The organism is Anaerolineales bacterium, assembly GCA_003105035.1.
In the GTDB taxonomy this organism is placed as follows: Bacteria; Chloroflexota; Anaerolineae; order Anaerolineales; family UBA4823; genus FEB-25.
Map to the genome: position 1 here is coordinate 25907 of PQAL01000006.1, position 21408 is coordinate 47314.

Consider the following 21408-nt stretch of genomic DNA (forward strand, 5'->3'; position numbering starts at 1 on the left):
TCCTGTTCATATCTGAGAATTGCGTTTACCATACGCAGGGTTGCAGATTTACTTATTGGTAATTTAACCCTTCCTGCTGCTGGTGAAAGTTTTTTTGTTTGATGGTTAATAACTATTCTCACTTATTGATACAACCCACGCCTATTCAAAACTAAACTATCCAACGAAAATAAATTTAGAAATATGATATGGTTAATTACGATTGTGGGGTTTTCATAGTTGCCTGGCTCTAGTGGGGAGACTCGGCTATGACAGTTGCACCGGTTGGGACAATTACTTTCTTATTCACCGATATCGCGGGCAGTACCAGGCTGTGGCAGCAGCATCCTGAAACCATGCAGACAGCCCTCCAACGTCACCACGCCCTGCTGAATGAGGCCATCGCCAACCAGGGTGGTTACGTCTTCCAGATCATCGGGGATGCCTTCTGTGCGGCGTTCCCCACCGCCTGTGCCGGGCTGGAGGCAGCTATCGAGGCACAGCACGCCCTGCTGGCTGAAAAATGGGGGGAGACGGGTATCATCAAGGTGCGCATGGCCCTACACACCGGGCAGGCTGAGCTGAAAGTGGGTGACTACACTTCAGGCGAATATGCCTCCGGCCTGACATTGAGCCGTGCTGCTCGCCTGCTGTCTGCCGGGCATGGTGGGCAGATCCTGGTCTCACTCCCCACCGCCGAGCTGGTGCGTGACCACCTGCCCCAAGATGTGAGCCTGCGCGACATGGGTCCCCGGCGCTTGAAGGACCTGATCCGCCCGGAGCAGATCTTCCAGGTGCTTGCGCCTGGCCTGCTGACCGACTTCGCACCCCTTAAAACCCTCGATGTTCACCCACACAACCTGCCCGTTCAGCTGACCAGCTTCATCGGCCGTGAACATGAGATGGCCGAGATCAAGAAGTTGCTCAGCAGCACCCACCTGCTCACCTTAACTGGGACCGGTGGAACAGGCAAGACCCGCCTGGCATTACAGGTGGCAGCTGACCTAATTGACGAATTTCCCGGCGGAGTGTGGCTGGTCGAGCTTGCACCACTGCATGATCCTGCCCTGGTGCAGAGTACGGTTACCGCCGTCCTGGGCGTGCGCGAACAGCCCGACAGGCCATTATCTGACCTGCTGGTGGAGCATGTGCGCGAGGAACACATGTTGCTCATTTTGGATAACTGTGAGCACCTGGTTGAAGCCTCTGCTCAGCTGGCGGAATTACTTATGCGCAGCGCTCCAGAGCTGAAGATCCTTGCCACCAGCCGGGTACACTTGAACCTGGGGGGTGAACGAACCTACCCTGTACAACCGCTGGCACTCCCCGACCCCAAACGCACCCAAACGGTACTTACCCTGGCCCAGTATGATGCCGTGCGCTTGTTTATTGATCGCGCATCAGCAATACAACCTTCTTTCAGCATCACCAGCGAGAACGCGCCCGCTGTGGCACAAATCTGCACCCACCTGGATGGTATCCCGCTGGCCATCGAGCTGGCAGCGGCACGGACACGCCACTTATCTCCAGCTTCAATTTCAGCACGGTTGGGCGATCGATTCAACCTGCTGACCGGCGGTAGCCGCACCCTCCTGCCCCGCCAGCAAACCCTGCGGGCTGCCATCGACTGGAGCTATGACCTTCTCAGCTCAGCTGAATGCATCATGTTCAACCGCCAGGCAGTGTTTCCCGGCAGTTTCACCCTGGAGGCCGCGGAGGCGATTTGTGCTGAGGATGCCACCAGCGCGCCAGCAGAACATGATATTTCAGCTTCCCAGGTGATGGATCTGCTCAGCGCACTGGTCGACCATTCGCTGGTGAGCGTGCAGGAGTGGAATGGTGAGAACCGCTATGGTTTCCTGGAGACGGTGCGGCAGTACGCCCTGGAGAAGCTGCAGGCTACCGGTGAGCTGGCATCGCTAAGGGATAAGCACCTGGCATATTTCCTAAAACTCGCCCTGCAGGGAGAACCTTACACATGGATAGGAGATCCAGAGTGGATAAGGCGATTTGATGCTGAGTTTGACAACTTACGCACCAGCATGGAATATGCCCTTTCATGTGACCCGGAATCAGCCATCTTGCTGGCAAATTCATTAGGTATGTTTATTGATTTTACTTCTCGGAATTTCGAATTTAACAGCTGGATCGAGCGCATATCGATTATGGCGGAATCCTGGCCACCCGGGAAGATGAAAGCCATGGCGCTCTACTTCGCTGGTGATCGGGCTACTTACCTGGAGGATTACCAACATGCACAGGATTTACTGGAATCGGCCCTGGAAATGGCAAAAGAGCTGGGCGATAAAAAACTGGTTTCGCTTATAACGCATGTCCTGGCTGTTAATAATTTACGGCGGGGTGATTGGGCGCAGTTACGCTATTACGCGGAACAACGCCTGGCAATCTCGCGTGAGCTCGGCGACAATGATGGTATTGCGGGAAGCCTCTGGCAGTTGGGCGAATCGCTATGCAATAGTGGAAATCTCAAAATGGGCCGAATGCATCTTGAACAATCACTTGAGTTAGCCCGGCAGGAGAATTTTCCAAATTGCATCTCCTTTGCGCTCGAATCTCTCTCCCGGTTGGCATTCATGGAAGGAGAATACCCCAAAGCCAGGGTGATGTTGACGGAGTGCGCTCAAATTCGCAGGCAAATGGGATTTCGAAGTGGCCTCGTCTGGACGCTGTACCGTTTGGGCCAGGTCTTTCTAAAGGAACGCGATGCCGTCCAGGCCAGGGCGTTATTTGATGAATGCCTGGAGATATTTGATGATATGAAAGATATCAGTGGGCACTTATTGTATATTGACGGTAATTCAGGCATCGCTGCCCTGACAGGGCAGGATGAACGCGCCGCACGCCTGTTTGGGGCGTCTAAAGCTGCAGCCGAGAAGCTCAATGTGGTAATGACTGAATTCTCCCGCAAGGTATATGAACCGCTCATTGCTACAGTCCGTGAGCGGCTCGGTGAAACCGAGTTCGAAAAATTGTGGGCAGACGGGCGCACTTTGACCCTGGAAGACGCGATTGAGCTGGCGAAGAAACAAAACCCATAGACCTGATGAAATGGGAGTGCTAATGTAGTGCTTTGATGGTTGAGGTTACCTCATTTTGGGTTGGGTATCGTAGGCTCATAGGGCCGTAATCACAAGGGCTCAGCGACGCTGAGCCCCTGCACAATATTTGTCAAGCATTACCTGTACATTCGTGATGGATTCATCGCAAGCTTAGCTGGGTAGCAGGGTCAGTTTAGCTTCAGTAGCCTTATCCACTTCCTGGCGATTGAAGATCATCGGATGGTAGCCGCGGTTGAACCAGGCTTTGATCTGGTCGGCGTAATGCTTGCTGAACGGATGGCCCGACTGGCCCGGGGCAAGCAACCCCTGGCAGTGCTCCAGGTCTCCCAGGTCGGCGATGAAACGGAACGGCGGGCCAACCACGGCATCGGATGCCAGGTCATGGTACCCCGTGAATGTATTCCAGATAGTATTGCCATCACCACCCACCGGGTAGGGACCGCGGTTCAAGAGCAAGTTAAGCGGTTTCACGCTACCCAGGGTGTGGGCAAAGCGTAGCTTATGCTGCTTGCCCCAGGACCAATTTTCCATCGAGGCACCAAAGCGACCTTTCAGCTCATCCACAGCCTCTCGCAAAGCCATGCGCAGCAGCTCGTCCCGACTTTCTCCATCCATTTTCCCGAACCAGACCGAATCCTGTGCGCTGGCTTCATGGAGCAGCCATTCAAAGGCACGCTCTCCGAAAATGCTGGTTTCTGCCAATATTGGAGTGGGACCCTTGCCCAGGTAGCAGATGGCCAGGTCACCCAGCCTGGGCGAGGTCAGCAGCAGGACCAGGCGGCGATAAAACACCTCATATACGCTGGCTTCAGGGCTGGCAGGGGATAGGTTGCCATCCCACTTCTTCATCGCCTCAACCACGATTTTTAGCTCGGGGTCATTAGTGGTGAGCCCACCCAGCAAGGCTCCGACCGTCCGGGCATGAGGCGAAACCTGGTCAAAATGCATGCGCTGGATGTAAGCGATATCGATCTTCGGATTGGCTTCGATTAGCTCCTTGATTCGCCGGGCACGGTTGGCGGAGATGTAGTCGCTACCCAGGAAATTCGGGTAGCTGTGATCCACCTGGCGGTTGTTAGCGGTAACGATATAGCCCTGGGGAGGGTTATAAAGCTGGGGCAGCTCATCGAAGGGGATAAAGCCGCTCCATTCGTATTCACCGGTCCAGCCGGGGACAGGCACCCGCCCATCGCCCCGCATACGGATAGGCACCCTGCCGGTCAGGTTATAGGCGATGTTGCCCTGGGTGTCGGCGTACACCGTATTCTGAGACGGGGTGCCCCAGGAACGCAGCGCTTCACGAAATTCGAGGCAATTTTTGGCCCGATTCATCCCAAACAAGGCAGTGAATAACTGCTCAGCATCCAAGGCAGTCCAGCGTAAGGCCAGGGGAGTCTCACCAACCAGATCAGGCGCCAGCTGGTTGATGATAGGTCCGTGGCGGGTGATGATCACTTCCTGGGTGACCGTTTGCCCTCCTTTGATCCGGATAGGCTCCTGCAATACCTCAGCATCCAGCCACTGGCCCTGATATTCATATTGCACCTGACCTTGCTCGGTGCGGTTGAGATGTTCAAGATACAAGTCCTGAACATCGGGGAAGCCGTTGGTGAACCCCCAGGCGACGTGCTGGTTGTGCCCGGCGATAATCCCCAGCACCCCGGGCAAAGAGACCCCCGCCAGCTCCAGCTCGCCGCCTACCAGGTGGTTCTCGTACCAAATGGCCGGGATACCCATTTGCAGGTGCATATCGTTGGCCAGCAGGGGTTTACCGGAGGCGGTATGCAAACCTGACAGCACCCAGTTGTTGCTGCCTAAACCATGTTCACCAGCTGGCCCGGTGAACCGCCGGGCTGCCTTCGCCCGATCGGAAGCGAGATGACCGACTGTGGAGTAATCCACCCCAGGGGGGATAACATAGGGTTCATTCGAATCAGGCTCCGGTTCCAGCTCAGCAGCCTTTTCAGGTCCCAAGCGTGCGATCAGCTGCGCCCGCAAGAGCTCGCTTTCCCAATTGACGGAGAGCGTCCAGGCCATCATCTTACCCCAGGCGAGCGAATCGGCCACCGTCCAGGGTTCGGGCTGGTAGCGTAATAGTGTAAACTCGATTGGGTAATGTCCGCGGTTGATCCAGGCATTGACCCCAGCCGTGTAGGCATCGATGAGACCCCGGATTTTATCTGGAATTATCTGTTCATCTCTGGTGGCAGCCCTGCGCATCCCCAGGATGCGCATCCAGCGGTCGAGCGGCAAGGCCACCTCGCCCAGGATTTCAGCCAGCCGTCCAGCCACCAGGCGTCGCTGAAAATCCATCTGCCACAGTCGGTCTTGGGCGTGGACGAATCCCTGGGCGAACACCAGGTCCATTTCATTTTTTGCGTAAATATGGGGGATTCCCCAACGGTCACGGATCACCTCCACCGGGTCTTCAATCCCCTTGATCTGTGCGGTTCCGCTGGTCTGAGGCAGGAACGTGTGACGCAAGTAGGCATAACCCCCCGCTGCCAGGCTGGTGAGCCCCGCAAATACCAAACCGATTTTTCGGAATTGCCTGTTCATAGACACCTCCTTATGATTGATCAGATGATTTGGTAGATCCTTGCTCCTTGTTAACCTTCAATGCTCTTGGGTTTACCTGCTGCCCAGCTGTAGGAAGTAATCCGGCAGCATTCCCGGAAGCCCAATGAGCGGTATACCGGCAGGCCCATCTCGGAGGCCTGCAGGATGCCGATCCGATAGCCCAGTGCCCGGGCCTGCAACAGGGGGTAGAGCGTCACCTGTGCGCCAATCCCCTGCCGGCGGGCTTCAGGGGCAGTGGCGACTGCGTAAATCCCAGCAACACCTCCACCCAGCTGTAACAGGGATGTCGCGACTGGCACACCGTCCAACCAGGCCGTGTACGCCTGGGTGACAGCTGGATCTGCAATGCTGAACAGGTGGCACCAGGAGCTTTCCACAAATTCCACCCGTTCAGAAGGAATTTGGAACCCGGCTGCTAGTGCGCGGCACCATGCCTGCCAACCATCATCATCCTGGGCAGGCTTGATAGCCAGACCCTCCGGCCGAGGCAGGCTCTCATTCAGCTTTTCCAGCTCGACTGCCATGCCTGGTCCATCCTCATCGATGGTAAAACCACGCTTCACCAGCCGGTCTGCCAGGTCAGCCGGTCGTGACGAAGGACCCACCCACCACAAAATTGGCACCTGGCGTTTTTCCGCATCCGCCTGCAGGTATTGGATGGTCGCATCAACCTGCTCAGTTGCCAGGCGGGAATCCATGATGCTGTTAAATAATGACATACGGATGTTCGTGATCGATCTCCGCACACCATCAACATCGTTCAAGCAAGCGCCTTCCAATTTACTAAACACCAGAAGCCAGGATGCCAGGTTCTCCTCATTGGCAGCAATTAAACTGGCAGCCGAGAAATCATGGCGAATCATTTGTACCTCCGCATCGCTTTCCATATCCTGTTTCACTTGATATTTTACCTTTTATCCATCCTGAGAGCCTTGTCTCCGTGGGTGAAATTGTCTCGAATATTTTTATTAACCAACAAGCGGAGGGCAAAGCTATTAGTTTACCGTTAAGTCTGGTTGTGGATAATGAAAACAGGGGATTATTAGGCTACGGGCTAAAGGATGGATTTGATGAGAATTTGGGCTCACCCTGTACCGCGCCCCGGCATCCATTGAGACCGTTGCAAACCGAATTGAGGTCACGAATCTGTAAGATCTCCTCCAGGTTGACATGCATTACCCTGAAGTAATTTGATAAAATAATAGTATCGTTATTATCCGGAAGCCGCGTCACATTTCTTCTAAACCCAACGATATCAATTCACGCAGAGGTCACTAATGATACCTAACCAGTGGTATATCGTGCTCGCATCCAAGGAAATCAGTCCTGGCAAGTTAGTCGGTGTCACCCGCATGGGTGAGAAAATGGTATTCTGGCGCGATAGCCAGGGAAAGATAGGCTGCCTGGTGGACCAATGCCCCCACCGCGGTGTAGCGTTCAGTGCTGGCAAGCTCATGCGTGACTGCGTTCAGTGCCCCTTCCACGGGTTTGAGTTTGACACCACCGGTCGCTGCACGCTCATCCCCGCCAATGGACGCTCTGCCGAAGTACCCAAGGTATTCAAGGCGAAGGCTTACCCGGTGCGCGAGCTACACGGCCTGGTCTATCTCTGGTGGGGTGAACCACGCGGCGAATACCCGGCCCTACCTGACTTCGACTTCATGAATGACCCCAACCTGGTTTACGCCGCCACCACGGACGTGTGGAATACCCACTATTCGCGGGTCATCGAGAATCAGCTGGATGTGGTTCATGTACCGTTTGTTCATTACAACACCATCGGGCGGGGCAATAAGACCGTCGTCAATGGACCACGCTACACAATGGAAGACCAGAAAGAAGGAGATGCCATCCTCAATATCTGGGTCAAGAATGAAGTGGACACTGGCCAGGTTCCACTGAAGGCAGGTGATATCGCCCCCATTGAAAGGCACCCTCAGCTACAGTTCATCTTCCCGAACCTGTGGCACAACTGGATCAGCGATACCTTCCACCTTATCCTGGCTTTTGTCCCCATCGATGGCGAAAATACCAAGCTATATTTTCGATCGTATCACAGCGTCAAATTCCCTATCGCACGCCAGATCACGAATTTCTTCAGCAACCGCAGCAATATCCTAATTGCCAATCAAGACAAGCGCGTGGTTGTCACCCAGCGCCCCTTTCGCTCCGACCTACGTATCGGCGAAAAGCTCATCCCTGGCGATGGCCCGGTGATCGAATATCGGCGGCGGCGCCAGGCCTTGATTGAAGGTAAAACCTAGCTTTCCAGGTACTATCTGTCTTCCTTTTACCCCCGATACAGCGAATCACCGCTGGGAAGCTGTTCCTAGCACATAACTTGCATCCTCCCGCTTGGAACATGGGACTGCCCCCTGAACCCCAGGGGATTCCTGGGGCGTCCTGTGGTCCGATCGACAGAGGAATATGCCAATCATGGAAGCCAGGAACAGCATAACGAGCTACAACCCAACTGATGATTTTGCCAGCCAAGCCTGGGTGGAGAAAATCTCCCTGTCTGTAGCCTCCACGCAAGCAATCATGCGCGAGGGCTTAGGCTGGATATTCTCACTTGGCATCGAGACCAGCATGCCGTTCTATCAACGCTTCAACCTGGCATTGATGAACCGCATCGCGTTCGCCAGCCTGCTGCTATCATTCCCAGGGACGTTCCTGCTCATGCTGCTGGGCTTCACCCACCCATATAGCCAGCTGATGGGTGGGATGCTGGTGGCCTGCCTGGTGCTGGGCTTGAATGCTGCCCGGCGAGTCGAATGGTCAAAAACACTCTTTGCATTCTCACCGGCCGTGTTGATGGTGATATTCACCTTTCTCGAGCTGAATACGGTAGGTGCGGAACATGCCCTGCTGCTGATCCTCTCCCGCCAGGGGTTGGGCTTTGCCTTGCTTCTACCCATCCTGATCTACGGCTTCGAGGACCGCCAAAAAGTACTGGGGATTGCCGGCCTATGCGTTTTGACCTTACTGATCTACGAGGTTGGCAGCATGCGCCTGGGGGCGTTTGAGAACGAAGAGATATTTGGCCTGGCCCACGGGCTTTTCGCGAGCCTCTCGCTCATTCAATATGTGACGCTGGCTGGTTGTATCCTGTATATGCAACACTTCACCCTGCAACAGGAGCAAAATGTAAAGAAAGCCACCGAAAAGTTGCAGCGCCAGGCCATCCATGACGGGCAAACTGGCTTGTTCAACCATGCATTTATGGAGGGGCTGGTCGGTGATGCGATCAACCGCACCCGCCGGTCCAACACTCCCCTTTCACTGCTCATGATCGATGCGGATCACTTCAAGCACATCAACGACAATCTGGGGCATAACGCCGGCGATGAAGCCTTAAAGCAGCTGATTAATGTGCTGAGTGGCAATAAACGCTCCACCGACTACCTGGGGCGCTGGGGTGGTGATGAGCTGGTCATGCTGCTCACTGAGACCGACCTGCCTGGGGCGGCCAAACTGGCCGAGAAGTTGCGCCAGCGGGTGGAAGCGCACACCTTCCTGCGCGATATGCACCTGACCATCAGCCTGGGTGCCAGCCAATATCACGAGGGGGATACACCGGTAAGTTTCGTTGAGCGGGCTGACGCAGCGATGTACCGGGCCAAGCGGGGCGGGCGCAACAAGGTGGAAGTGCAAAGGCCAGCCAATAGCAATTAGCAACCAGAGCTGGAGGGCCAGCAACAGCATAGTTTTCTCCTATCAACAGAATCCGGGCAACCCAGAATGATGAAGTATGCCTGGATAAATGCCAACATCAGCCATTTACGTTAGCTATCCGAGCGACTTGTTTTACGAAACTATTATCTATCCGCGTTTTAGCGGTTAAAATACGCCTGGGAGCGTAGTATTATGCCGACCAGCCCGGTGACAAGATCGAAATCAGCTGCCAGGCAGACCTATAACCGCCTGAGTGGTGTGTATGACCTGCTGGCAGGCTCCAGTGAATTGCCCCTGACGAAACTGGGACTACAGATGCTGGCTGTGCGCCGGGGTGAGCGGGTGCTGGAACTTGGCTGTGGCACGGGTCATGCCCTGGCCATCCTGGCTGAGCAGGCTGGCGATGTGGGATGGGCGCACGGCATCGACTTATCTTCGGGCATGCTGCACCAGGCCAGGCGACACCTGGTCAATAAAAAGTTGGCTGGTCAGGTCAGCCTACTCGAAGGAGATGGTGCACGCCTCCCCTATCCCGATAATTGTCTCGATGCCATTTTCCTGAGCTTCACACTGGAGCTGTTCGATACACCAGAAATCCCACTGGTTTTAGCAGAATGTCTGCGGGTGTTACGTACAGGTGGGCACCTGGGAGTGGTGAGCCTGTACAGCACCGGGCATCCCAACTGGATTGTTCGACTATACGAATGGTTTCATGCTCACCTGCCCGCTTACGTGGATTGCCGCCCGATCAACGCAGCTGAATGGGCCCGTGCGGCGGGATTATTCGTTGAGAAGCAAACGGTTAAATTAATGTGGGGGCTGCCCGTAGAAATCCTGCTGGCCAGAAAAACCTAAAAACTTAGGTGACTGCCTGGCGCTGAAGTGGGTATTTCAGGTAGCGCTTCTCGGTCACAACCTGGCAAATCCGCTCCACAGCTTCATGGATCTCGTCAAAGCTGGTGTACAACGGGGCAATCCCCAGACGGATGTTATCGGGCTCGCGAAAATCGGGAATCACCTTCATTTCATCGATCAGGGCCCGGTTAATACGATACCCTTCGGGGTGGCGGATGGAGACGTGGGAGCCGCGCAAGGTGGGGTTACGTGGGGTGCCAAGCTTGAATCCCAATTGCACTAATCGGGTATCGAATAGCTCGATCAGGTAACTGGTCTGGGCAATCGATTTCCGGCGGATGCGCTCAATGCCAGCCTGGAGCACGATATCCAGCGCGGCTTCCATCGCCAGGGTGGATAGGATGGGCGGGCTGCTGACCAGGAAACGCCGCATCCCCTGCGCAGGCGTGAAGTCAAGCTCGAAAGCAAACGGCTGGCGCTCAGCGAACCAGCCCCAGATCGGCTGTTGCAGCTCGTCTTGCAGGTCGCGGCGCACATACAGGAATGCCGGGGCACCCGGCCCCCCGTTGAGATATTTATAGGTACAGCCCACCGACAGGTCCGCTCCCCAGGCATCCAGCTCGAGCGGAACGGCTCCCACCGCATGGCATATATCCCAGAGCATCAGTGCCCCTGCCTGGTGAGCGAGCCGGGTCACCTGCTCAGCATCGTACATAAAGCCCGATTTAAACGCTACATGCGAGAGGCTGACTAAAGCAGTATCCTCATCCACTGCCCCGGCCAGGTCGTCTAACGCAATGGTCATCCCGTCATGCGAGCGTACCAGCTGTAGCGTGTATCCTTCACCCAGCTGGTTAATGCAGGACTGCAGGATGTACAGGTCGGAGGGGAAATTTAACTCATCGGTGACAATCTTCTTTCGCTCGGGTAGCCTGGCCAGGGCTGCCATCGCCAGTTTATACAGGTTTATCGAAGTGGTATCTGTGACCACCACCTGCCCGGAGGCTGCCCCGAGTAAGGGGGCGATCTTATCGCCGATTCGAGAGGCGGCCGCGTACCAGTTAAGGTTCCAGCCCCGAATGAGACCTTCGCCCCACTCCTGGCTGACCACCTGGGCCAGGCTCTCAAGGGTTGCTTTTGGCAGCCGGCCAAGCGAATTCCCATCCAGGTAAATTAAATCAGGATCGCTAATGGCGAAAGCATCACGGAATGTGGCTAATTCATCGATGAAGGAAGCAGGAGAAGTGGAAGGCGAACCAGGCATGGCTTACTCCTAAAGGTATGGGCTTCGGATTGCAGTCATATTATAGCTTCTTCGACATCCACATATGCCAGTGTTGATGGAGTGAGGCCAGACTTCGTGGAAAACTGATAGAATCGGGCTGGACAGCAAGACATTCATTTTCCATCCACGAGAGAACCCATGGAGATATTACTCGCCCTGTATGCTGTTGGGGGCCTGCTCCTGGCAGGTCTATCCGTCCCACTGATCTTCCGTAAGATTCCGCCCAATGGCCTGTACGGTTTCCGCCTGCCATCAACCATGAATAACCCAGCGCTGTGGTATCAGGTCAACACTTATGCTGGCTGGCGCCTGTTAGTAGTGGGGCTGGGCAGTGCTGTGGGTTCAATCATCCTGTTTTATACCGTCAATTCAAGCGTAGATGCTTATGCCTTGAGCTGCCTTGGGCTGTTCCTGGCGTTATTCCTTTGGTGCCTGATCAGCAGCTTCCTGTATGTGCGATCCTGTCAATCCAAGATGTAACCACGAAGGCTGATATGCATCAAAAGAACAAGTTCCACAGACAGATAAAGAAAAACTTAAATAAGGCTCATTTATGACAGGAGTCTGTAGTAGAATCCTACACTATGACTAAGACTGAATTTCTACTCAATCTTCAAAATGGAAGGAGACAGTGGCACCAGGTATGGAGGGGTATTGACCTGTTTGGAACCTCCAGCCCGCGCAAACCTGGTGAAATGAGCCTGCGCGATACCCTCTTCCACGTGGCCTGGTACGAGCGCGAAATGGTGAATATGTGTAAGCTACGTACCCTGGCTGGCTCAGCCTGGTGGGATCTCCCTGTTGACGAACGGAACGCCCTGATCAAAACCGAAGGCCAGACCATCTCGCTGCTCCAGGCTTGGCGGGTTGAAGAACAAGCCTTCACCGACCTGCTGGCCCAGCTTCAAACCCTGACGGACGAAGAACTTGAAGACCCCCATTGTTTCAAGGATATGCCGGTAGATTGGAAACCCTGGCTGGTAATTGCCAGCAATACTTATGAGCATTATCTCGAGCATTTTTCAAGTATTTATTAAATAGGCGATCTCTTTAGTATCTCCATCAAATCACCAATCAGAAGAAATCGGAACACCCTGGTCACATCAGAGCCAGGGTGTTTTTTATCAATGGGGGGATATTACCCACTGTTTGCTATCGCCCGCACTAAGCAGGCAAGGTAGAAATAAAAAAAGGACCAATTGCTGAAAATTAACCATACTTACCGCGCAGCCTCTCTGGTAAGAGGGTGGCGATATGCTGCATCACGGTAGTGCCCACATACGTATCCAGCTCTCCAGAGGGCAAACCAGGCGGAACCTCCAGCTGGAAGGGGCTGCCAAAGGCGATCTGGATGGCGCCCGCCTCTTTCCAAACGCCCACCGGGAGAATCACCGGGCATTTATGTGAGATTAGGAGCATGAAACGCCCCACCCCCGCGGGTAGCTCACCCAGTACACCACCAGGCTGATCGCCCCCCTCCGGGGAGATTCCAATCACCGGGTGTGGATCTCGGTTGGCATAGCGGAGCACTTGCCTGACAGCTTGGGCTCTCTGTTCAGCTTGATGCGGGTCGGGCGGCATGGCAGGCATGGCGGTAAAACCGAGAAGCCTGGCACCCCGCGGAAATAGCCAGTGGGTGAACCCGGTAAGCCAGCCGGAATTGGTCCAACCGGAGGTGACCAACCAGTTAATGTCAACCGGGAAGATGGCACTCACGGTTATCACCATCCACCATATACGAAAATCTGAGGCGGAATAATGGTTGCAAGTGACGAGCACGCCTTGCCAGTCAGTCTCTCCCTGCATTTTTTGAAGCAAAGGCAGTGCAGCTGATAAGTGAAATTCCGGTGAGGGGTGCAGGGTGCGGGTGAGCAGACGGGCGATGGGACGGAAGGGGATGTGCATAGTGGTGTGGTGAGATGATTATAATAGTATCTATGCGGGCTTGCAATTCACTGCCAGCCATCTTACAATTAATCACTTGCTGATATCTAATCTGGTAATGGGAGAGCGGTATGCGACCTGAATGGGATATCTACTTTATGAAAATTGCGCATGTGGTGGCCCTGCGCAGTACCTGTGACCGGGCATTCGTCGGCACGGTGATGGTGCTGGAGAAACGCATCCTGACTACTGGCTTTAATGGCAGCCCGGCAGGTTTACCCCACTGCGACGAGACCGGGCACCTGATGGTGGATGGTCACTGTGTACGCACAATTCATGCAGAAGCCAACGCCATCATCCAGGCTGCCCTGCACGGGGTGAGCACCAAGGGTGCCACCTGCTATGTGACCCACTTCCCGTGTATCCAATGCGCAAAAATGCTGATCAATGCTGGTGTCGTCAGGATCGTTTACGACCAGGAATATCGCATCGATGAGAACACGCTGGATTTCTTACGGTTGGCAAATGTAGAGCTGGTACGGGTGAATGGAGAGGAAATAGATGATCAAGCACCTTAAGCTATATACCCCCGGACCGGGAGACGTGGATGAAGATGTGCTGGCAAGCCTCTCCACACCGGTCATCCGCCATTACGGACCGCAGTGGATGGAAATCTATAACGAAACCAAAGGGCTGCTACAACAGATCTTCAAAACTAAAAATGAGATCTATTTCGTCCCTGGGGCTGCTTCCAGCCTAATGGATATGGCCATTGGCAGCTTACAGGCAACCGGTGAGAAGATCATCGTTGGAAATAACGGCTTCTTCGGAGAACGCCTGGCGCAAATCGCTAATGGTTATGGCCTGGAGACCATATTGCTGAATGCCCCGTTGGGAAAACCGCTTGACCCCGATGGTTTGCAAAGATTGCTCAATGCTCACCCTGAGGCGAAGGTGGTGGCATTGGTGCACCACGAAACCGGCACGACGGTGCTCAACCCGCTGCGCGAGCTTGCCATGGTGGCCAAGCAAGCCGGTAGGGTCGTGGTCGTGGATGCAGTCTCCTCATTGGGTGGAACTGACCTGCGTGTGGATGAGTGGGGGATTGACATCTGTGTGACCACACCCAACAAGTGCCTGGAAGCAGTGCCCGGTATTGGCTTCATTACGATCTCGCCCGCTGCCTGGCAGCTGGTTGACGCTCATCCCCACAACAACCATGGCTGGTACCTCGACTTGAAGACCTGGCGTTATTACGCCACTGAGTGGGGTAGCTGGCATCCCACCCCGGTCACCCTCCCCACCAATGTCATCCTGGGGGCGAGGACCAGCTTACAAAAGATTGTTGAGCAGGGTCTCGAGACGCACTTTGAGAAGTATCGCCGAGCCAGCCACGCAATCCGTAGCGGCTTGCGCAGCCTGGGTTTCGAGATGTTCGTGGAGGATAGCTTTGCCTCGCCAATTGTTACTGGCGTGTGCAGGCGAAGTGAATTCGAGCTTGCTGAGATGAGCCAGTGGCTGGTAGCTGAACGGAGTATAGCCATTGGTGGTGGACTTGGTGAGTTATCGGGCAAGATGTTCCGGGTAGGGCACCTGGGCAAGGCTGCCTCGCGTGAATACCTGGTGGACTTCCTGTTCGCTGTCGAGGAGTTTTTACGTATGAAAGGGATCCCTGCTCAAGTCGGTTCTAGCCTGGCAGGCTTATAAATTTTTCTGGGGAGCTGTACGCTCTTATCGCTGACTTACTGTGAATAGTGTAAAAACAGTGAATTTGTGACTGTTATTCTTTCCAACACTGATTTCCAGAGAACGCTGAGCTTGTAGAAGTCTATCTCAATTATTGGTGAAGGAGATTTTCATGTCTACTTATACATACACGATTGCCCCGGAGATATTTGAGAAATATCCGGGGTATGCCCGGGGAGTTGTCCTGGCATTCGATGTGCAAAATGGGGCCTCACCGCAAGAACTGGTCCAAATGCTGCGGGATGCAGAAGCTACGGTGAGATCGAGAATCTCGATCGAGACTGTCTCGGAGTACCCACGCTTCAAAGCCTGGCGGGAGGCTTACAAGTCATTTGGCGCCAAGCCGAGTGAATTCCGTCCATCTGTGGAAGCCATGGCGCGGCGGGCCTTGCGAGGCGACCAGCTACCCAGTATCAACGCCCTGGTCGATATCGGCAACATTATCTCACTCCAGCACCTGGTTCCGGTCGGTGGGCACTCCATGGACGACCTGGCTGCGGATATCAGCCTACGCCTGGCCACTGGAAATGAGAATTTCGTGCCCTTCGGGTCAACCGAAGTAGAGCACCCATCTGCTGGTGAAGTCATTTTTGCTGAAGGGAACACCGTGCTCACCCGTCGCTGGACCTGGCGGCAAGCTAATCACACCCTCACCCTACCGGAGACGCGCAGCATTGAAATTAACATCGACCGCCTGCCTCCGGTGGAGATGGAGGAGGTGCATGCCATTGCCAGCCAGTTGATGGGATTGGTGGAGGAATTCTGCGGGGGAAAGCTACGTTACGAGATACTGGACGAAAATCACAGCCAGATGAAACTGGAATTATAAAACCTGGCTCAGGAGCGTATGGGTCAGTGCTTTTCTCCCTGCATAAGCGAAATGCTTTCCATGAACATGGAGAAACGTTCGATCTCAACCACGTTCTGAAATCCAGCCCGCTCCATCATCCCAGGTAATAAGCCGTACACGTTATCAGAAGCGCGCTCCATCCGGCGCAACACCTGCGATGCCAAACGGGTAGATAAACTATGGGGTTGGCCGATATCAAACAAACAGAATTTACCACCCGGTCTTAAAACCCGGAACACTTCACCCATAGCCAGCTGCTTTTCATGTGTGTCCAGGTGATGGAAGACCAGGCTGCTCACCACGCGATCAAACATCGCAGTCTGGTAAGGCAGCTGATAGGCCATCCCCTGGTCCAGCTGGATGTCAACCTCAGCATGGCTCGCTTTTCGACGGGCGATCTCCAATATCTGCAAGTCAGCATCCAATCCGTACACACTTGCCATGACATGACTTTGCTTGATCAGGGTCGTCAGGGAGGCAGTGCCACAACCCAGGTCCAGAACTTTCATTCCTGGCAGGATATCAGCCTGAAGGATGAGCTGGTTGCGGATGACTTCCTCCCGCATGAACCCTCTGACCAAGGGATCATATAAAGGAGTAAGCCAATGGACGCCCATGGCAGGGATATAGTGTTCAGTCGTGTTCATATGCTATTGGATGCCGGTCCATCACCGACGTTACGCCTTGCGCGGCAAAATTCTAGTAGTAGCCTATGAAATTCATCCGACCGGTGCGCCACACTGCGGGCAGTGACTCCAATCAGACTGTAGCCCAGTACCACAGTGCGAACAGTAACGCTCAGCTTTTTGTAAAGGTAATGCCTCCTTTGTTGCCGAATAGTGCTCTGGGATGGGATTCGTGGCACTGCTCAGGTTTTTCCCCAGGTTTTGAAAGCCGCCAGTAGCCCAACCAATCATAAGGATGATTAACAGCACGGGGACAACCATCACCAACAGCATCATCAACCAACCGAAACCAAACATACCGTACATCATACGTCACCTCCTGGTTCCGAATACAGTTTACCATTTAGACATCGCGGCATAAGCGCTATATTGCTTGCTATGATATGCGCCATTAAGCTTAAAAAAGGTGCTGTCCTCAATGGGAAAATAGTGCAGCCAGTATGAAAATACTCGCTCGGAGCATTTACCATGTAATCACAGCTCTGGTTTGTAGGTACATATCTTATTGATGCGTATGGTCATTTAGAATCTTCAGAGATTTGTTCCTTTAGAATTATGATTAGCAAATTTGCTGCCATTATCGATTGACTGGTTTCGCTCCCCCTATATAATTAAACAACCACCATCGAATTCATAAAAGGCCGTATTAAAAGGTGCTATATGAAGAACAAACGCCTGATTTTTCTTTTTTTGTTAAGTATCCCCCTGCTGATAAGTCTGGCATGCCAATTCACTCCAACCCCCACTCCCACTAACCCGCCTGGAATACCCCCAAGCCAGGTGGGGAAACCAGCAGTCGTGGCAAGCCTACCTGTCAAGCCATCAGTCGCGGCAAGCCCAACTAGCAAGCAGAATTCACCTGCTGGCTTCACGGAATCGGATTGCTATGCAAGCGGAATCACATTTGACTCGATCACTACTGGCAATAGCGTCGATGAGATATATGACGGTCCTTACATAAACTGCAATTATTCCACCACTGGAGCTCATGGGCTGTCTGAAACTGCCTACATCAGTATTATTGCCTATAAAGCTGATATGCTAGATGGGTTTTACATGGACTTGAAAGACAATCTCAGTGGTTATGTCGACCAATCCAATGAATGGAACGCGCAACCGGATCTCCCAGCGGAGGCGATGGATGTGATCGACATGCTTCGCGATGATAGTGATGGATATGTATTCATGATAACGAAGGATGCTAACGTACAGGGCTGTAAGCTTGGCAAGGGTTATGGAACAGAAATGGTGAATGGTAAATACCTGGTCCAAATCATGTTCAGCTCATGCGAAGGCGATACATCAAGCTATCTGGCTGCATTAGACAGCTTAAAATCCGCTGCTGAAGTGGCGATCTATCGAATTGAGACAGGCACGCAGCCTTAGCAATTATTAATTGTGGGAAATTTCAACGATAAAGAGAGGGCAGTCCAAAAAGGGCAGGTGGTGGTTGGACAATTGTGGATTTTTCAGGATCAGGTCAAGTGGAATGGTACCCAATGAAACGAGCTGTTACAATTTCTTAGGTGACAGCCCGTTTTATGGTTTACAACTACTGATGATATGTACAGGGTTATTTCAGGCGGCATGCATTTTGGGTTTATCTGCCTGGCCCGAGACATATTTCTGCGGTTCCTTGTCGAAGGATTTCTTGCAGCCGAGTCCACAGAAATAGTACGTTTTGCCCTGGTATTCCGATTTTCCGGCAGCATCCTTGGGGTCAACCATCATGCCACATACAGGATCTTTTTCCATCACAATCATCTCCTTTAATAATATATTTTAATATCAGCCGAATAGTTTATCGAATAATTGCACGGTCATGAAACTGGGCCAGTGATTCCGCAGACAGCCAGATGCAGGATTGCAGCTCCTTCCCGCGCCAGAATTGAACTGTTCACCTCAATGCACTTAAAACCGATTGCAGGCTTTGCTTCACTTCCTGGGGAAAACCTGCCATGGATTGTTTCATGTCCTCATCCACCACGCTGAACATTACCTCCGGATCCTGGATTGCTACAGCAACCCCATCGGCATCCTGCCGTAGGATCACATTGCAGGGCAGCAATAAGCCGATTGATTCATCGGCGGTCAGTGCCCGGTAAGCGAAGCGTGGGTTGCAAGCCCCGAGGATCAGATAGGGCTTAAACTCCACACCCAACTTAACTTGCATCGTCTTCTGCACATCGATCTCCGTCAATACCCCGAAGCCCTGCGTTTTGAGAGCTTCTACCACCTTAGCCTTTACTTCTTCCAATGTGCCACTCAATTTCGTGCTCATCCCGTAACCAGCCATCGCTTAATTCTCCTGTTCTCCAATGCTGTCTATCTCTACAGGGATCGTCACAGATAGGTTCGTGCCCTTGCCAGGCGTGGATCGAATTTGCAGCATCGCCCCAACCAGCTCGGCTCGTTCATGCATACCCAGGAGACCATAATGCCCCTTGGCGGTATACTCCGCAAGGTTGCTCGGCAGGTTGAAACCCACCCCATCATCCTCGACCTGCAACCTGATTGAGTTCGGCAGGTAGGAGATCCAGAGGCTGGCTCGCTTAGCCTGGGAGTGCCGGCAGATATTGCTCAATGCTTCCTGTGCTATCCTGTAAAGTGCTAATTCTTTAGATGCATCCAGGCGGATTTCGTTACCCACATGCTTGAACTCCACCGTGAAACCCATACCCTGGCCGGCTTCACGTGCCAGCACTTCCAGGGCAGGCACCAATCCCAGGTCTTCCAGATAAGCTGGGCGCATCGCCCGGGTGAGGCGGCGCAGGTTTTCGATCGTTTGTTCGGTGAGGGTAGCGATCTCGTCCAGTTCAGCAATATCGGGCCTGGCGGATACCATTTCCGGTGCCTGCTCCAGACGGGCAAGCTGCACACGCTGCTTTAAGGCAATCAAAGCCTGCAGCGTATCGTCATGCAGCTCACGTGCCAGGCGCTGCCGCTCATCTTCCTGGGCTTCGGTGATCGCCCCTATATAACCGTGTAAGCTGCGCTGGGCTTCATCCACCTTGTCAGCCATCTGGATCAGCTCATCTTGCAGCTGGCGTACTTCGGAAATGCCCCCAACCGGCTGGCGAATGGATAGGAAATCGCCATCCGCCAGGGTGGCTGTCTGTGCTTCAAGGGCTTGCAGGGGTCTCACCACCTGGCTGAGGCCAAACCATAGGGCAATCAACATGATCAGCACGATTGGAACCAGCACAAGTGGAGTTATCTGTGAAGCTCGTAAGGTTGGTGTGGAAAGTGCCTGCCATGATTCTTCAGTGATCAGCCCCCAGCCTACCTTACTGACCGGGCTATAAGCAGTTACATGCTCATCCCCACCCACCTTGACGTACACAATGCCGCTCCGGCCTTGCAAGGCCTGGGCAATACCGGGATGATCCGGGCTCTGGTCGGGTAGGTCACCGGTATGATAGAGCACCTGGGAATCAGTACCTACCAAAAGGATGGACCGCTCACTGTTATTGGGCAGGCTTGTTCCCAGGGTTGTGCCAGCTAGCTGGTCGATGGAGAAGGCCCCAACCAACAAGCCGTCCGCTGTCGTTTTGGCAGAGACGAGACCCACCAGCTCTCCATTGGTGGGGAGGCGAGCGATCACGAGCTCACCGGGCTGCTCCATTAACTGCCTCAATACCCCTACCCAACTCGATGCGCTGGTTAGAGACTGCCAGGCCTGGGAATCACCATTCAGGGTCGTAGGTACCCCTGCCTGGTCAATTGCTACCAGCCCGAAGTCGAAACCTGATGCACGGCTGGTGAGGCTGGTATTCGTCCCGGTGATGGATGGGGAGGTATCGGCAGCAAACACGCTAGCCAGAGTGTCCACTGTGCTCATCCTGTTTTCAAGCTGAGCGTTCAATGCGGCGGCTGCTGCGCGGACCATGGCTTCATCCCGCTCGCCCACCATGTTGCGCATCGCCTGGTTATGGATGGTGAGGCTGCCGAATGTGATCACGATCAGCAGAAGCGTGAGAGGCAGCAGGATGATGGCAAACAGCTGAAGCACCAATCCCATGGCCGGTAATCTGGTTCTTTTTCTGTTGTGATCCCTGGGTGTCATGACCAGGTCATTCTTCAATAATATTGCCGATCGCCTGCGATATCCAGCCCAGTGAGACTGCTCGCATCACGGCTTCGGTGCGGCTTCCGGCTTGCAGCTTATTAAAGATATGTGCCAGGTGTCCCTGAACCGTGCGATCGCTGATATCCAGCTGCAATCCAATGGCTTTATTGGTATAGCCACGCGCTACCAAGGAAAGCACCTCCAGCTCCCGTTCGGTGAGCTGCTCAAATTGCATGGCATCACCAGGGTGGCTGATGTGCGCCAGGAGCTTGTGTGTAACCACGGGGTCGAGGACCGACTTCCCAGCATACACATCCCGCACCGCTTCAACGAGATCATCGGGGGAGGCCGTCTTCATCACATATCCATTGGCACCCGCTTGAAGAACCGCCACCACGTAAGGGTCATCATCATAGGCAGTCAGGATCAGGACACCCACACTGGGAAAATTGACCCTCAGCCAGCGGGTCACATCGATACCGCTGGATTTGGGCATGCGGATATCCAGCACGGCCACATCGGGTGGATCACGGCGAATCATCTCTTTCGCCATTTCGCCATCGTCTGCTTCAGCAATCACCTGGATATCACCTCCGCGCTCAAGGAACTGGCGGATGCCTGCCCGCACCATGGCATGGTCATCTGCAAGCAGGAGGCGGATGTTTTTTTCAGTGGATGTCATCACAATATCTCTACGCATTTATATTTAGCAGGAGAAG

Annotated in this window: 20 protein-coding genes; 10 read left to right on the forward strand and 10 right to left on the reverse strand. The window is 53.8% G+C overall.

All coding sequences use genetic code 11. The features are described 5' to 3' along the window. Positions 1-248: 248 nt before the first annotated feature. A complete protein-coding gene (locus C3F13_04175; GenBank protein ID PWB55483.1) occupies positions 249-3038 on the forward strand; it encodes an adenylate/guanylate cyclase domain-containing protein in 2790 nt (929 codons plus the stop codon). 171 nt (positions 3039-3209) lie between these two features. Here C3F13_04175 and C3F13_04180 read toward each other — a convergent pair whose 3' ends face one another. Together C3F13_04180 and C3F13_04185 are read right to left on the reverse strand one after the other, a co-directional pair. Then, the gene (locus C3F13_04180; GenBank protein PWB55484.1) at positions 3210-5618 is read right to left on the reverse strand and encodes a penicillin acylase family protein; all 2409 of its coding nucleotides are present in this window, start codon (positions 5616-5618) and stop codon (positions 3210-3212) included. Positions 5619-5668: 50 nt separating this feature from the next. Continuing rightward, positions 5669-6526: a hypothetical protein gene (locus C3F13_04185; GenBank protein PWB55485.1), complete on the reverse strand. Its 858-nt coding sequence runs from the start codon at positions 6524-6526 to the stop codon at positions 5669-5671. 390 nt (positions 6527-6916) lie between these two features. On the opposite strand from C3F13_04185, the gene C3F13_04190 reads away from it, so the two are divergent. From C3F13_04190 to C3F13_04200, 3 genes are all read left to right on the forward strand, one after another. Then, positions 6917-7903, forward strand: coding sequence for an aromatic ring-hydroxylating dioxygenase subunit alpha (locus C3F13_04190; protein PWB55486.1), 987 nt, complete (start codon positions 6917-6919; stop codon positions 7901-7903). A 163-nt stretch (positions 7904-8066) separates the two neighbouring features. Next, positions 8067-9314, forward strand: a complete 1248-nt coding sequence (locus tag C3F13_04195; protein PWB55487.1) for a hypothetical protein — start codon at positions 8067-8069, stop codon at positions 9312-9314. A 192-nt stretch (positions 9315-9506) separates the two neighbouring features. Then, complete coding sequence (locus tag C3F13_04200; GenBank protein ID PWB55488.1) at positions 9507-10169, forward strand: 2-heptaprenyl-1,4-naphthoquinone methyltransferase; 663 nt, start codon at positions 9507-9509, stop codon at positions 10167-10169. Positions 10170-10173: 4 nt separating this feature from the next. Here C3F13_04200 and kynU read toward each other — a convergent pair whose 3' ends face one another. Further along, positions 10174-11433, reverse strand: a complete 1260-nt coding sequence (gene kynU, locus C3F13_04205; GenBank protein PWB55489.1) for a kynureninase — start codon at positions 11431-11433, stop codon at positions 10174-10176. 159 nt (positions 11434-11592) lie between these two features. On the opposite strand from kynU, the gene C3F13_04210 reads away from it, so the two are divergent. Continuing rightward, positions 11593-11934, forward strand: coding sequence for a hypothetical protein (locus C3F13_04210; GenBank protein PWB55490.1), 342 nt, complete (start codon positions 11593-11595; stop codon positions 11932-11934). 104 nt (positions 11935-12038) lie between these two features. Continuing rightward, positions 12039-12491: a hypothetical protein gene (locus tag C3F13_04215; GenBank protein ID PWB55491.1), complete on the forward strand. Its 453-nt coding sequence runs from the start codon at positions 12039-12041 to the stop codon at positions 12489-12491. 172 nt (positions 12492-12663) lie between these two features. Here the strand turns inward: C3F13_04215 and C3F13_04220 are convergent, their stop codons facing one another. Next, positions 12664-13359, reverse strand: a complete 696-nt coding sequence (locus C3F13_04220; protein PWB55492.1) for a hypothetical protein — start codon at positions 13357-13359, stop codon at positions 12664-12666. 110 nt (positions 13360-13469) lie between these two features. On the opposite strand from C3F13_04220, the gene C3F13_04225 reads away from it, so the two are divergent. The 3 genes from C3F13_04225 to C3F13_04235 all read left to right on the forward strand — a co-directional run bounded on the left by C3F13_04225 (position 13470) and on the right by C3F13_04235 (position 15913). Then, positions 13470-13916: a dCMP deaminase gene (locus C3F13_04225; protein PWB55493.1), complete on the forward strand. Its 447-nt coding sequence runs from the start codon at positions 13470-13472 to the stop codon at positions 13914-13916. Next, positions 13900-15045, forward strand: coding sequence for a hypothetical protein (locus tag C3F13_04230; protein PWB55494.1), 1146 nt, complete (start codon positions 13900-13902; stop codon positions 15043-15045). Before C3F13_04225 ends, C3F13_04230 begins: the two co-directional genes overlap by 17 nt. Positions 15046-15196: 151 nt before the next feature. Continuing rightward, a complete protein-coding gene (locus tag C3F13_04235) occupies positions 15197-15913 on the forward strand; it encodes a cytoplasmic protein (GenBank protein ID PWB55495.1) in 717 nt (238 codons plus the stop codon). Between the two features lie 23 nt (positions 15914-15936). Here the strand turns inward: C3F13_04235 and C3F13_04240 are convergent, their stop codons facing one another. Further along, a complete protein-coding gene (locus C3F13_04240; GenBank protein ID PWB55496.1) occupies positions 15937-16581 on the reverse strand; it encodes a methyltransferase type 11 in 645 nt (214 codons plus the stop codon). Positions 16582-16653: 72 nt separating this feature from the next. Then, positions 16654-16929: a hypothetical protein gene (locus tag C3F13_04245; protein PWB55497.1), complete on the reverse strand. Its 276-nt coding sequence runs from the start codon at positions 16927-16929 to the stop codon at positions 16654-16656. Positions 16930-17280: 351 nt separating this feature from the next. Here C3F13_04245 and C3F13_04250 point away from each other — a divergent pair, with 351 nt between their 5' ends. Beyond that, complete coding sequence (locus C3F13_04250) at positions 17281-18006, forward strand: hypothetical protein (protein ID PWB55498.1); 726 nt, start codon at positions 17281-17283, stop codon at positions 18004-18006. Positions 18007-18198: 192 nt separating this feature from the next. Here the strand turns inward: C3F13_04250 and C3F13_04255 are convergent, their stop codons facing one another. The 4 genes from C3F13_04255 to C3F13_04270 form a co-directional block, all read right to left on the reverse strand. Further along, the gene (locus tag C3F13_04255; GenBank protein PWB55499.1) at positions 18199-18375 is read right to left on the reverse strand and encodes a YHS domain-containing protein; all 177 of its coding nucleotides are present in this window, start codon (positions 18373-18375) and stop codon (positions 18199-18201) included. A 142-nt stretch (positions 18376-18517) separates the two neighbouring features. After that, positions 18518-18916, reverse strand: a complete 399-nt coding sequence (locus tag C3F13_04260; GenBank protein ID PWB55500.1) for an ABC transporter ATP-binding protein — start codon at positions 18914-18916, stop codon at positions 18518-18520. A gap of 3 nt (positions 18917-18919) precedes the next feature. Next, on the reverse strand, positions 18920-20704 hold the full coding sequence (locus C3F13_04265; protein PWB55501.1) for a hypothetical protein: 1785 nt from the start codon (positions 20702-20704) through the stop codon (positions 18920-18922). Further along, a complete protein-coding gene (locus C3F13_04270) occupies positions 20694-21389 on the reverse strand; it encodes a DNA-binding response regulator (GenBank protein ID PWB55502.1) in 696 nt (231 codons plus the stop codon). Before C3F13_04270 ends, C3F13_04265 begins: the two co-directional genes overlap by 11 nt. Positions 21390-21408 lie beyond the last annotated feature (19 nt).